Here is a 14,379-nt window from a genome sequence, read left to right as displayed (position 1 = left end):
CACCTCCATACTTTAAAAATTAACAGCAGAAATGAAAGATGGTGCATTAGCCCAATCAACTTTTTCTGTAGTTTTCTTAGTAATACTTTCACGTCTAAGATTCCGCAAATACCACGCCAACATCGCAATTGTATAAGCTCTGTCATCCCCGATTTTATTTAATTTATCAGGAGGAAGATCATATCTTACACTGCCGTTTGTGCTCTTGAAGGAGTAGATACTTACGAGTTCTTCTTTAGCAATATCTACATTAACCAATGCTATTTCTTCATCTAAAGAAAGTTTATATTGTTTACTTTCCCCATCTTCATCAACAAGAGTCAAAAATCCCTTGTTGTCGTACGTCTCTGTAAATGTAATTAAATCTAAGCTCATCATTTCAATTAGCGCATCAAACATGTCTTTCTTGAATTTCTGAGGAGAAACCAGAGTTAAAATCTCGCTTGCGTTTGGATATTTACTATTATGTATCTTGTATTCATCGTGCTTCGAGTCGATTAGTCCTTTATGGGTAACTCCTCGCTCATCAATCCAGTCGTCCAATAGTCCATCAGCCCAAGAAGAAACGCCAGATCCACCTGCACCAGAGTCAATGAGTACTTGCATAACATTTTCATAATCAGCAGCTTGCTTGCCATTATAATCTAGCAATAAGTTTTTGAAATGTTTGATTTGATCCGGTGTTTTCATTGGTGTCTTCTTCTTCTTGGCGATATCTACAAAGCTTACCGAGTTACTTAAACTCATCTTCCATCCAACATTCTCATCAAAATAGAACTCAGCAGGGGTACAGATCGAATTATCGTGTTGTCTTGCAGGGTCAACAGCAAGCACGAATTTTTTCTTCCCCTCATTTGCAAGCACGGGAACACTCACTTTGGAATTTCGTATGATAGCTGCTCGTTTAATAATTTGCTGATCGGAACCCTCGGTTGTGAAAATGTTTTTATACTCACGCATAGCTTTTTCTTTATTGTCTCTCATGGCTGTATCTACTTTTTCTTGCGAGAGGAGGGATACTGGGTATAGAATGCCGTTGTATGTCGCGCTAATAACAACATCGCTGCTAATATCTGCAACAAAGTAGCGCTTGTCACCCAGAAACATCTTCTTAGCAAAATCTTTATACTTTCTATAGAAGTATGTGTCAGTAGAGGATGCAGAGGAGGCGTATATCAGTTGATTGGGGAATTGTTTGGGTAGGAGAGTAACGTCTACATCTCCACCTAGTCTAAAGTCACTATTTTGTGTGGTAAATGGCTCAGAAGTAGTAAATAACTCATCAGGAGCAAAGCCAGATTCATCATAAAAGTTTAAATTACTACGCTTACTCCTGTTGTTATCAAAGGAACCATTTAGAGATCGGATAACACTACCGTTGTAAAGCTTATATGAGAAAGATGCGGGATTGTGAGTAAATCCATCTGTATTAGCAGAGCTTTTCACTGTCTCATTGTAGAATATATCAGTGAGTCCGGTAAAAGAGGCGATTTCGCGTTTTGCAATCTTTTCAATCTTCATGAACATTTCTTGTGATTGTGAACCTACGCCAGCAAGTATATATCCTTCAAAATTAGGAATTAGTAATGATTTTGCCATGATAAACGGGGAACCCAAAGTGGTTTTACCACTCGAACGACCCATGCACCATAATACAAATGGAGTAGACCAGCTTTGCATAAATACATACTTTTGATAGTCCAATAGCTCCATGCCGAAAAATCTCTCAACAAAACGTACAGGATTCTTGCTATCGTCCCCATTGAATAATCTGAGCTAGTTTTAAGTAGCCTTCAATTTTACGTGTAGACATATTTTTATTATTCATAGAGCATATCACCCCCAATATTACAGGGAGATTCTTTCCTCATTCTGTAATTGTCAAATGTTTTTCTCTGTTAACTTTAGAAGTTCTTTTTTCAAAACTCTTATTTCCTCTTCGTATTTGGTTACTTTTCCACTCAGATCACCTATAATTTCTCTTTGCTCTATTAGCATTGCAGAGTAGTCATTTTCATCAAATTGAAGCTGTTTGAAGATGCTCTCATTACTAATATCAGCAACTTGACTCATCCCTGCACAAGTCTCTATATCGAATAAGTTGACACTAGATTCTTCAAATCCTTTTTCCTGAAGTTGCTTGATAATACCGCTAAGTGTTCCTGAACCTTTACTCTTATTGTTATTGTGGTTTACAGAAATCCCATTATCTTTGGCAAGAGCAAGTACTGATTTATATAGTTTATCTTTTGCGTCAATGAGTGATTTGATTGTTCCTGCATTTGTTGTTAGCGATTGTACATCTGTGGTCATATTGGATATGGTGTTGTTTATCTTATCAAGTTGGTTGAAGGTTTTAACAATTTCAATAACCGTAGGTAATTTAAACCCATCTTCCAATGTGCCTTCATCTAGAAAATCGACTAACTTATTATATAGATGTCGTCTATCTCTTTCATTTTCAAATTCAAAAGGATCATAACCTAGCATTTTGATGACATCTAGTCGATTGTTGTCTTGTAGTTCGGATTCAATCTGCTCAATTTTTAGTTCATCATTAACTGATTCTTTTTCTTTCGAGGGAGTGGGAGAAGAGGAAGCTTTTTTAGTCGCCTCAACATCATCACTATCTTTCCATGTCAAATCTCGAAAATCTTTCATCTGAATTGTTTTAATATATAAGCCAAACTGATCTTGATTTTTGTTCTTAGCTTCCTCAGACGAGGATATCCAGATTGAATGAATATAGGGACGATTTATTTGCATTAATGTGTCTTTTACTGTTTTTATTACATTGTAGTCAATGCTTTCTTTTAAGCATCTGCGACAGATAGACATGTGTTGATCTGCATCAAACTTGCTATATGATTTATAAAAATTAGAGGAAATCGTTAAATTTCTCTTACATGAAGTGCATGATTTCTTGTTATCTCCCATATTTCACCTTCCTTGAGGTAGATTAAATAAAGCCATGGGGTAGGAGGGAGCGTCCGGTTTAAAGATCCTTATGGCAGAATCTCCCCATGTAAAAATAAATAAGAAAAAACCCGATTCGAATTTAATCAGGTAGTCGATTTATGTATTCTTTTGAATTTTACAATCTAATGTTATAGGTGATAAGAATTGAGATCACACTTCATATTCCATAAGAGAAGAAAATAGTTTATCTGGAATTTTACTTTGCAGTGAGATGGCAATATCTTTAATTAATTTTTCTTTGTATTGTTTATATACTGTATGTGCTTCTTGTGGCGTATCATATATCCCAAGATAAATCGGTTTTCCGTTTTTATTGCAACTAGCTTGATATTTTTTTGTTTTTTTATGATACGAAACACCCAGCGGTGTATCACCACTATCCGTTCTTGTTCTTCCGTTGATCAGCATATTTATAGAATTTGGTGCAATTATACAATGATTTTCCGAGTATGTTTTGTTATCCTTAGTTAATATATCTTTATCTAGCATCATCACTTGTCCATCAATTTGATAGTAATTGTCGTTATACCATCTTGCGAAATTTTGATAATTATGCCAGTCGGATGAAACATTACAATCAGAGTATGATGTATCTTTTACGCGAGTCTTATTAGTACCGTAACATCTTTCTATCATCCCTCGCCATATATTGTGAGCTTTGTCATTTGAATCAAATTCTCCATATCCCATAAATCCAACACCACACAAACTTGGAGTGTACGGGTTTGTAATACTTCCCCTTTTGAAATTTACGTAATATACATCTTCCAGAACGAATCCATCATCAAACATTACTCCAATACTCTTCGCATTGTTATATGAGACTATTATCATTTTCTGTCCATTGTTTGTGTAACCAATTTCACCAATACGAGATATCTTTTTAATAATTACGTCCTCCTAAACAAATTAAATAGGAGGGTAGTAGGAGTGCACCCTACAATGAGTCACCCATCACTAGCTATTCTACGGTTGTATAGATTGCGTCCATCAGACCTAATTCTCTGTCCCAAATAAACGATTGACCAACTTTCAACGCCCCGACATATCCCGACTCGTAATGCCAAGTGTCAGCTCCAGTAGGTGAATTCAGATAGCGAACAATTACTCCATTATCTTTTGTTACAGTTCTTTCTGAGTGAAAATGCCCAGCATGAACCTCATGATAAACAGTTCTTCCCCATGCTTCTCTGGCTTCTACGGGCATTACTTCGCCAATTCGCTTACCCTCAGCGTGTCCATGGGAAAATTGAATTAGGCATTTACCGAATTCAATATATTTCCTAATCTTAGGGTCAGTGTCTACTTTTACATTTGTATCATTCCTAAACCATGCAGCAAGATGCTCAGTTGCAACATAACTTGTCAACTTATCATGATTGGCTCCGACATAGAAAGTTTCTACTGGGGCAAATTGAGACAGCAAATCAACTGCTTCGATCAACATCTTCGTTCCGATTTTATACATTTGTGCGAATTTCAAATCAGTATCTTGAGGAGTGCCGCCAGTTGTAGTCTTAGTTAAACCATCGTAATGGAAGAAATCATTACTCCAACAGAATAAAATCTTCTCAAATTTATAAGACTGTGTTCTAGTTAGAACATCGTTGATAATATGAAAGAATCTCTCTCTTGCAATTTCCCAGTTATATGTATCATTAGAATCGCCCTGCCAAGCAAGCTTTCCAAGATGAATGTCAGCAATAGAAATTTCGAGCATCATCCCATTCTTGCTGTAACGGACGGGATTGTGTGAAGGACGAATGTACATATCTGACATTTCTTTGAAGGTAGAACGGATTGACTCAAGCGATAGTTCATCTTTCTTAGGCTTGACGGAGATTTTGCTGGAGTATAGTTGCATAATTCCATCTTTTTTAGAATATGAATTCCAAATATTCGAACGTGCAGAAGTCAGTTCCCACAGGTCAGTATCATAGCCGTGTGCCTTTAGTAGATAATTTACATCTTTAGAGTCTTCAATAGACATTTTGATAAGCTTAATGCTACTTTGTGAACCATCTTTGTTGATCTCAATAGACTCTTTAAAGTCTTCTTTAATAGACGCTGTTTTATTTTTATTTCTATCTTCAGTCCTGAGTCGATTCTTAACCCATAAACGATATTGTTCACCATCAGAAAACATTCCGTCACCAAAGTTTTCTGCAAGGGAAGACCAGCTATCTACAATATCTCCATTTCTCTTTTTAATCCCAATTTCAAGAAGCTTTTCTGGGGTTGTAGTCATTTAATCACCCCTTATTCTTTAACTAAATGACTCGGGTTAAAATCTGAAGCAAGGGTGAAAGAAAGTTGCTCACCATCAAATTCTTGAAGTAGAGCCTTTAGGTCATATGTTTGAAATCCATCCTTACTTTCGGCTACGATTTGCATTTTATCCATATCAAACATACCTGTTCGATTAACCGCTTTACTATCTTTGTTCTTTGCCATATTATATTGCCCCCGATATATTTATAAAATTGATTTAAAAAAAGGGAAGAGGAGAGAGGTTTAATCTCGCCTATCCATATTTACTGCATTTTCATATATTGAATATATGTATTATTTTATCGTTAAAAGTATGTAAAATTACTCTTTTACAGCATCTTTTAGGGCTTTTGCGGCTTTGAAGGCAGGTTTCTTGGAGGCAGGGATATATACACTCGCCTGTGCTTTTGCGGTCGCTTCATCTACGCCTTGTTCTTTTAGCTCTTTCAAGAGTTTCGGATTTACACCGTTACGTTCTTTTGTGTCGCGAACTTCAAAATTACCGAATCCAATGAGTTGAACCTTATCTCCATTTGCTAGAGTTTCAGTAATAGCTGCTAGAGTTTCGTTAATAACTTGTTCCGTATCTCTTTTAGTCAATCCTGTTTTTTCTGCTACTGCGTTTACCAATCCTGATTTATTCATTTAAATATCTCCCTTGTAATTGTTTTTTGAGGTGAAAGTATGCCAGTTAAAACTTCTATTACTTGTCATTAAGCTGCAATAGCATACCCTCCCTAAAACACCCATCTAAAATAGTCGAATTGTTCAGTAAACCCTTATGTATCAACGTTTTGTTTAATATAGCGGTTCTTTGAAATGATTACACAAAAATAATTATATGTTATTCTTCTTATTTCTTAAGTTTTTCACATTTTCTCTAACCTTTTCTTTTCTCACATCCAAAGAGCATGAATCACAATACTTCCTAGAGTTTGTGCTCTTGTCCCGTACATTTGAAAAAACTGTATTGCATCTTTCACATGTTTTTATCCTAGACTCAAGATTTTTTTTAAGATTATCGACAATTATGTCTCCGAAACTAGACCAAAGAGTTGTTTTATATCCTGTGTTTGATCCATTATAGAGATATTCAATGATAACATCTGCAACGTAATATGGATCATTATGTATTTTCAAAAGCTCATTTCTTATATAAATATAAACAGGGAGGTGGTCGGCATTGTTAATGTCGCTGCTTTTATTTCTAGAAGACAGCATCCACTTAGTATCATTTAACTCTTTATACTTATCAAGTATGGTGTAGTATAAATCATCCTTTGTTCTTTCTTGGTGTATCATGTTCTTATAGTCGAACTCATACTTGTCGGACACTGTTTTAAATCTAATACGGACATCTGGAAACATTCCTTTAAGTCTGTTAACTGTTGTAGTGTTAGTCCAAGGCTCAGTGGTTCGCTTAGATTTCTTGTTTTTTCTGTCCTGTGGTTTGAGTCTATATTTTTCATAAGAAAAGAAGTGTGGCATTTTCATTTTATTGAATGGTTTAAATAATTGCTTGATATGCTTTGGTCGAACTGGCTTATAGTTTGTCTTAGCAGCGTCAATTTCAAAGTTATTTTCCATCGTTCTAATTTTAACAAGATCGATATCTACGGAATCGCTATTCCAGAGTTTCGTAATATCATTACTAATGATACCAATGTTGCCACTAAAGGCTCTTTTTAGATTCTGCTTTATACTATTTCTGTTGATTTTTTCTGCTGGCGCTTTTTTCATGTCATAGTACAGAGGTACAACGTCTGCCATATTCCTTTCGGCAACACTTACTAATGTATTATCATTGCTTACTGTTACCTTATCACCATCACAATCAAACATTAGTATTTTACTGATGGGATCGTGAATAGAGGTGTGAACACTTTTGCTAATGAACCATTCTTGAGTTTGAGCATTTTTAACATTTAATCTAACAGCATGCTCCTTGTAAAGATGAGGGCTCCGCAAACAATCAACTTTCTCACCATTCTGAATTGCAACGCATGACACTTCTCCATTCTTCAAGATACCCATTGGATTGTTATTTCCCTCAAATAAATACTCACAAAAAGCATACAAGTCTGGAGCGATAAAAGTGTAACAACCATCGACCTTAACTTTTCCTGTATACACCTTCCTCATCAAACTAGCTTTTGCTTCCTTAAGTTTGTTTTTTACATGTGGGTCTAATAAAAGTTCAGGATATATGTATAATGATTGTTGTAAATTGTTTTTATCTTCAAACATTCCCTTAGTTGCCCCCAATAAGTTGAGCATTTCCTCTGGATTGCTGACCGTTTCTTGAATTTCATTACGCGTAACTGATACTAATTTATCAAGTTCTTCTTCGGAGATAAGGGTCAGAGTTTGCAACATTTGATAGCAAAGTCGCGCTGAGCTTAATTCATCCTCTTCTGTATTGGTTAAACTTGCATGACAATTGTGTTGCTTATATAGAGACTTATATTCATCCCAGTTTTGATAATACTTCCACATCTTAAATTGACTCTTGGTAAAAATAACCTCTATCTTTTCTTTAATTACGTCGTGTTTCTTACCATAAATGTCTATCAAGAACCTATTCTTCTCATCGACGAATTTATTGAAGGGGAAAGGGACTAGCAATCCTTTAACCCATGGTAGGCGAACCATGAATGATTTTTTACTTTTCTTCGGTAAAATCATTCCGCAACCATCGGTATGATTTATGGGTACATCCATTTTTCTGCGACTAACTGTGTAGGTGACATCATCTACATAATCAACTGTTGTATTGATCGAAGTTTCGAAATCATCTACAACAATTGAACGATCTATGTTGAATCCTTCCCATAGGTCAGTTGCGCTTGAGCATAGCGCTAAATATGCCAAGTATTTATTTATACTTACACCGTATAGTCTTTTATTGTTCTTGCTAATATCATAATAATTGTTAATTCTGTCCTCTGAGAGACCACACATCAGCGTTTGCTTAACTTTATCCCAAGTATCTTTTTTCATAAATACGGTTTTTTTAGTTCTAATTTGTCCTGCTGAGGCTGTAAATGGCACATATTCTTCATCATTAACAGTAAAGCCATTCTCTATGAGACTGTCAAAGATACTGTAGTAGTGCGTTTCTACAATAATCACATCTTCATATGTATTGTTTTCTTTAAGCCCTAGTGTTCTTGTGAGCGAGGACTCAAATAATGAGACTTTATTGGCTATGGATAAACTATTTGGATTAAGTTTACGTTTTAAATGTACATTTGAATCGATGATATTGCGAAAACTCTTATCTAGCTCTTTAACTTTCTCGGTTTCTTTTTTTAATTTTGCTTTGCTGATTTCTTTACGAAGTAAGCTTTCCTTTCTTGTGAAGAAAGCGCTTGTGTCAACGCTATATATGTAGACTTGCTTATCCAATGCCATTCAAACACCCTTTGCTGAATTTTTTTATTTGATAATATGTATTATCTATGTGTATTGTTTTTCAACCATAAGACTTCTTGATCTACTACCGCTTCTATGTATTCGATACAATCATCAATTCCTTGTTTCATATAATCTGATACCATTTCTTCATCATAATAATCTCGGTCATCGCCATATCCATCGTAGTATCGATCCTCCCATGTGATAGTTGAATGATTCCCCTGTTGTCTTTTTCTCATTAAGTCTTCCCTTTCGGCTTAGTAGCCTTCGTTTATTCGGATTTGATGTCCGTAGATACAATATAAGTTTATATTTAAATATTGTCAAGTATTATCATTGTGTTTTAAATGCTTATCATATATAATGAAATCAAGAGGTCGAAGGAGGAATGCTTTATGAAAAGCGAAGCCAATGTAATTCAGTTGTATAGTAGAAGAGTTTATGAAGACATTATGACTTTCATAGGCAAGTTCGAGAGCAAACACACGCAAAAAAACTATGAGAGGAGTATTCGAAATTTCTTTCTATGGTTACATAATGTTAATAAAGATATCGAACATTTGACCGTTGATGATTTGAAAGTTCGCAATGCCGATATGCTGAGGTATCAAAAATATCTCAAAGATCACGAGGCAGATTATACTCATATAACAATCAACAGTCATATCGCACCAATTCAAAGTCTATATGAGTATTTAGAAACAAATGAATACCCTATTAATTCAAAACATACAAAGATATCTATGTTGTCAGATGACACAGAAATCACTGGTTCGTTATATTTAAACGAAGCGGAGGAAATGGCTCGACTATTTTTACAGGATAGGAAACTTGGACAAGAAAAGTATGCTCTTATCAGAACAGCCTATACGACGAGTTTTCGGAAAAGCTCTCTGTTATCTTTGAAATGGTCAGATATAAAAAAGAATCCACTAGCGGAGAATTACTTGGTTACGACTATCGGTAAGGGAAATAAAAGACATACAATGCCCATATCGGTAGATCTGTACAATGAACTCTTGAAAATTAAAGGCCAGAAATACTATCACAAATACAAGGACGACAAGATATTTCATCTGTCTCCAAATACGATACAGACTATGATGAACAATATAAAAAAGAAGATGGGCATATTACCAGAGAGAAATATCAAATTTCACAGTTTGAGAAATGTAGCAGCCAGCTTTGGAACAATAGAAGAGGCAAAGAAACACCTCAATCACTCTAATATATCTACGACTGAGAGATACAGAAAACATACGGCAGAAGACTATTCCAATAGCATAAGTTTAAGAATCGAGGATAAAATTGATGACTCCATTCTTGAGCAATTAAACAAAGAAGAGTTGATACACTTAATAATGATGCAAAATAATGGAACATTGTCTCAAATAAAAAGAGAGGCACAAGAGTTAATTCAAATTAAAGGAGAGATGAATAATTGAGTATTGTTGAATTGAAGTTAACGCCAGAGAAAATGATGTTCCCCAGAAAAGAAGCAGATAACAAAAATGATTTTAGGATATACTCATGTAACACCAATAGCCCAAATGTGATTTTAAACTCATACGGGAATCTTAGTGTTAAAGGGATCATGCAACGACTAGAATTAGGTGTGGAGTATGAAGCTCAAATTGAGCTTGAAAAAGTTGATGCAAGATATGGAGCAAGTTATAACGTGTTATCGATATATCAGGATGTTCCTGAGACAATGGAGGGTCAGAAGGCGTTCCTAGCGACACTTATGACGGATCTACAGTTAAAGGAAGTATATAAAACCTATCCAAACGAGGATATTGTTAAGCTGATTGTAGATAATAAATTTGAATATGAGAAAGTTAAACAGTTTGGATCAAAGACATATAATAAGATAAGAGACAGAATTCTTGAGAATATAGCCTATAGAGATGTATTGAGCCGATTGGGGAAGTACGGCATAACTTATGACATTATTTTAAAACTTGAAAAAACATTTGGGTCAAAGGAATTAGCCATCCAGAAAATTGAAGACAACCCATATGAGCTTACTCAATTATCTGGATTTGGATTTAAAAGAGCTGACAAGATAGCACAGTTAATGGGTTTCAAGAAAGATGATCCACATAGAATCAAATATGGGATAAGATTCACCATTGATGACAACCAACAACAGGGCCACACGTATATGTTAAAGGATGAGTTGTTGAGGAATGCTTCTGAGAAACTAGAACTTGCTGAAGTAATGATTGAGAATTTTCTATATGATACAGATGGATTAGTATTTGTAGATGACAAAGTTTCCCTTACTAGAACTTACAACGCTGAAAAGTATATAGCGAAACGATTAGCGGAAATGTTGGAAAATGGAATTTCACTAAACTTTGATCCTGATAAGTACATTCTGGAGATTGAAGAAACGTATAAAGAAGATATACCCAAAGGACTTACATATCAACAAAAGGATTTCTTTAGAAGTATTCAGAAATATTCAGTCAACTTACTTATTGGGTATGCCGGAACAGGGAAAAGTAAGCTTCAAAAGTTCCTTGTAGATTTACTAAATAAATTAGGACTCACATATGTATTACTATCCCCATCTGCAAAAGCAGCGAAAGTTACTCGTACCTACACAGGAGTAAATGCTCAAACTATACATAGAAGAATTGGTTTTGGTATGGATAAGGAAGAAGAGATGATGCTAGAGATTCATGAAGACTTTGTTATTATTGATGAATCTGGTATGACAGATGTCTTTATTTTATCTTCACTGTTATCGAAAATTAAGAATCCAAATACTAGAGTCTTATTTGTAGGTGATGATTTTCAGTTGCTATCTGTACAGGCAGGGAACTTTTTGCACGATGCTATTGAGAGCGGAGCAATTCCAATGACTAAATTGGACATCGTATTTAGGCAGGGAGACGGAGGAATCCTTGATGTTGCGACTAAGATAAGAGAGGGTAAACAAATTGTAAATAATGACTTTGAAGGTAAGCAGTTGTTTGGAAGCGACTTTTTACTGCACTGTGTTGATCAGATACAGATTGAAAAGGGATATAAACACTATTATAATTTGTTACTAAATACATATAAACCTGAAGATATTATGGTACTATCTCCAACTAAGAAAGGGAAGTTGGGAACTGTAGAATTGAACAAATACATACAAGAGCAAGTTAATCCATTTGATTCAACAAAGAAACAACATGAATATGGATATGATGGTTTAATTAGAGTTGGAGACTATATCCTCAACACGGTCAATATGTACCAGATAGCGAACATGTCTGAAGAAGGAACAGATATAGTAAATGGGGATTCAGGAAAAGTAATCGATATAAAGCTGGAAGATGATAAAAAGAATAGTGACGATGAATTAACGGAGAGTGAAAGAAAAGGAATTATAATTCAGTTTGATGATCAACTTGTTAGATTAGATATAGGTTTAGCAGCTCAATTATTATCTGCTTGGGCATTAACAATACATAAGAGTCAAGGAAGTTCTAGTGAAGCAACATTAATAGTTGTGGATAGATCCAATAAGTTTCAAATTAGTGCCAACTTGATTTATACAGCAATAACGAGAAGTGTATCTAAGTGTATATTCTTAACTCAGGCAGAGACATTAAACTTTGCCATTAGAAAAGTAGAAAGCAAGAGAAGAAATACTCATCTGTGCAACCTGTTAAGAGAGATTAATTAAAATATGAAAAATTGAGCCCATTGGATGAAAGAGTCCAGTGGGCTTTTTGTATTAAAATTATAGCATCGTAGATTGAGACATAATCGATGCAAAAACATATATGTATCAAGGGAAAATAAGAATAATAATAGCTGAAATGCATGCATCGAATCGTAAAAGGCTTATAGAATAAGGGAAAAATGAGTATTTGGGGTGAAAAGAGACTAAAATTCAGCCAATATGATAGGAAATAAATATATTAAAACGTTGATAAATCTATAGTTTTACGATTGGGAGTACGATTGGGAGTACACGAAAATTAGGCTGAAAATATGTAAGTCAAAATAACTTGATGACCCATTGAGAAGTGCTAGCGGATTATTTTCCAGATATTATTACTTTCTGGGTGTAAATGTACCCCCCACCTATGGTTCTATCAGGTATATAAGATACATTGTATTACTGATAGACGCACTCACCAACACACCTACAACTGATCCAGTATGCTGCCTGATTGTCAATATAATTTTCAAAAAAATATTCGAAAACTCAAAAAAATTCTAAATTTCCATCTCACATACGATATACCCTATGGGGGCATATCAATCGCTGGGTAACAGTGTTTGCATAAATCATGACTTATTATAATCTAATTGATATTTGTCTACTATATCACCCACATAACTATCTCAACTATAACTCATCCACTTATCTTATCATTGTCATCTTAATCTATCTCACTCATCACTATTACACTCTCATCACCCACATACCAGTCTACTTTTCACATTGCTCTCATCTATCCATACACTATAGCTCTCTCTATAGTCTTAACTTGGCATATGTATAATCTCAACTCAATTTTAATCTCAGCAATTCCTATTTTAAATCTCGAATCCAACTTTTCATTTCCATTTTTACATTTCACTTATCCACTTAGCAATCTCAATTCAATATGCACCAATTCTCAATTTTATATTTCAAATTTAATAACACAAAGATAATAAATATCTTTACATGCGGTAACGCACATGGTATAATTATATATGTAAGGAGGTGATACATATGGACATCTGGGGTAAGATTGGAGTCATCATCGGAACGCTCACCTTTGTAAGACTCATCACTAAAGACATACTAGAATGGAAGGAGAAAAAGAAAAAAGCGAAAACGTCCCAAAAGAAACGTAATCGCCGCAAGAGATAAGATATAAACGAGAGAGGGAGTTAGAGGCTCCCTTTCTCACCAACATAATACATCACTCCGTACACAGGTGTCAAATAAACAGAAAGGACTGGTCAAACAATGAATAAACATAAACGAGAAGGTATTGAACGTCTTGTACTCACAGGTGTATTGTCTACGATTGCTTTATCCATCAATACTAATTGGGCCTCTACATTGCTGCTCATAGTAGCTGCATACTCACTCATCTCAGGTGTTATATATATTAAACGTAAGTAGGAGGAATCAACGTGACTAATGAACCAACTAAAGAACAACTACAACTCAAAATGGATTCTATTATGTCTCAGCTCATGACTACTGAAGAGGCATCTGAGTTATGGGGATTGTCTCAAGGGTACATTAAGAACTTATGCAATGAGGATAATGTTATAGCGCATAAGGTGAGTAGGACATGGCTACTACTTAGAGACCAACCTAATCCTAAGCATGGTTAACATGATCGCTCTATGGATCTGCAATAGGATCTGTGGAGCGATCAAGAAAAGTTAAATAATAACAGCAAATAGTCAATTACACAAAAATAATACTGTACTAATACTTTATTTCGTGCTATAATTACATTAACAAGTTAAACAAATACATAAACATATTTGAATGGAGGCCATTATAATGGTTAACAACAAAAGAGAAACGTTTGACGAAATGCAAGCAAGATTAAGAAAAGATATTCTGAAATTTGTTAACTCAACTGAAAAAAAGAGTGGAAAGAAAGCAGCAAGCTATGTCAAAAACAAATTCAATGTAGATTCGTGGAGTAAATAAAAATAGAACAGCAGTAAAATTAAATTAACAATAATAGGAGG

At 34.8% G+C, this 14,379-nt stretch carries 14 protein-coding genes; 6 read left to right on the top strand and 8 right to left on the bottom strand.

What is annotated here, in order from left to right; genetic code table 11:
• Window positions 1–12: 12 nt before the first annotated feature.
• From NST33_RS18535 to NST33_RS18500, 8 genes are all read right to left on the bottom strand, one after another.
• A complete protein-coding gene (locus tag NST33_RS18535; protein WP_339304565.1) occupies window positions 13–1,713 on the bottom strand; it encodes a terminase in 1,701 nt (566 codons plus the stop codon).
• Window positions 1,714–1,881: 168 nt separating this feature from the next.
• Window positions 1,882–2,937: a hypothetical protein gene (locus tag NST33_RS18530; RefSeq protein WP_339304564.1), complete on the bottom strand. Its 1,056-nt coding sequence runs from the start codon at window positions 2,935–2,937 to the stop codon at window positions 1,882–1,884.
• Between the two features lie 192 nt (window positions 2,938–3,129).
• Entirely contained in the window at window positions 3,130–3,771 is a 642-nt protein-coding gene (locus NST33_RS18525; protein WP_339304562.1) for an AP2/ERF family transcription factor, read from the bottom strand.
• Between the two features lie 169 nt (window positions 3,772–3,940).
• Entirely contained in the window at window positions 3,941–5,227 is a 1,287-nt protein-coding gene (locus NST33_RS18520; RefSeq protein WP_339304560.1) for a hypothetical protein, read from the bottom strand.
• Window positions 5,228–5,238: 11 nt separating this feature from the next.
• Entirely contained in the window at window positions 5,239–5,433 is a 195-nt protein-coding gene (locus NST33_RS18515; RefSeq protein WP_339304558.1) for a YonK family protein, read from the bottom strand.
• 138 nt (window positions 5,434–5,571) lie between these two features.
• Window positions 5,572–5,895: an HU family DNA-binding protein gene (locus NST33_RS18510; protein ID WP_339304556.1), complete on the bottom strand. Its 324-nt coding sequence runs from the start codon at window positions 5,893–5,895 to the stop codon at window positions 5,572–5,574.
• A gap of 192 nt (window positions 5,896–6,087) precedes the next feature.
• On the bottom strand, window positions 6,088–8,664 hold the full coding sequence (locus tag NST33_RS18505; RefSeq protein WP_339304554.1) for a hypothetical protein: 2,577 nt from the start codon (window positions 8,662–8,664) through the stop codon (window positions 6,088–6,090).
• A 41-nt stretch (window positions 8,665–8,705) separates the two neighbouring features.
• Window positions 8,706–8,906 (bottom strand): hypothetical protein, encoded by a 201-nt coding sequence (locus NST33_RS18500; protein ID WP_339304552.1) that lies wholly within the window; start codon window positions 8,904–8,906, stop codon window positions 8,706–8,708.
• Between the two features lie 156 nt (window positions 8,907–9,062).
• Between NST33_RS18500 and NST33_RS18495 the strand changes: the two genes are divergently transcribed.
• From NST33_RS18495 to NST33_RS18470, 6 genes are all read left to right on the top strand, one after another.
• Window positions 9,063–10,112, top strand: a complete 1,050-nt coding sequence (locus NST33_RS18495; RefSeq protein ID WP_339304550.1) for a site-specific integrase — start codon at window positions 9,063–9,065, stop codon at window positions 10,110–10,112.
• The gene (locus NST33_RS18490) at window positions 10,109–12,349 is read left to right on the top strand and encodes an AAA family ATPase (RefSeq protein WP_339304548.1); all 2,241 of its coding nucleotides are present in this window, start codon (window positions 10,109–10,111) and stop codon (window positions 12,347–12,349) included. Before NST33_RS18495 ends, NST33_RS18490 begins: the two co-directional genes overlap by 4 nt.
• A 1,044-nt stretch (window positions 12,350–13,393) precedes the next feature.
• On the top strand, window positions 13,394–13,534 hold the full coding sequence (locus NST33_RS18485) for a hypothetical protein (RefSeq protein ID WP_339304546.1): 141 nt from the start codon (window positions 13,394–13,396) through the stop codon (window positions 13,532–13,534).
• 99 nt (window positions 13,535–13,633) lie between these two features.
• Window positions 13,634–13,792, top strand: a complete 159-nt coding sequence (locus NST33_RS18480; RefSeq protein ID WP_339304544.1) for a hypothetical protein — start codon at window positions 13,634–13,636, stop codon at window positions 13,790–13,792.
• Between the two features lie 11 nt (window positions 13,793–13,803).
• Complete coding sequence (locus NST33_RS18475) at window positions 13,804–14,010, top strand: helix-turn-helix domain-containing protein (protein ID WP_339304542.1); 207 nt, start codon at window positions 13,804–13,806, stop codon at window positions 14,008–14,010.
• 175 nt (window positions 14,011–14,185) lie between these two features.
• Window positions 14,186–14,338, top strand: coding sequence for a hypothetical protein (locus NST33_RS18470; RefSeq protein WP_339304540.1), 153 nt, complete (start codon window positions 14,186–14,188; stop codon window positions 14,336–14,338).
• Window positions 14,339–14,379: the final 41 nt, after the last annotated feature.

The sequence above is a fragment of the Paenibacillus sp. FSL L8-0435 genome (assembly GCF_037965655.1).
Classification (GTDB): Bacteria; Bacillota; Bacilli; order Paenibacillales; family Paenibacillaceae; genus Paenibacillus.
The sequence above is the reverse complement of the archived record's forward strand: the minus strand, read 5'-3'. Positions and strand labels throughout refer to the sequence as shown.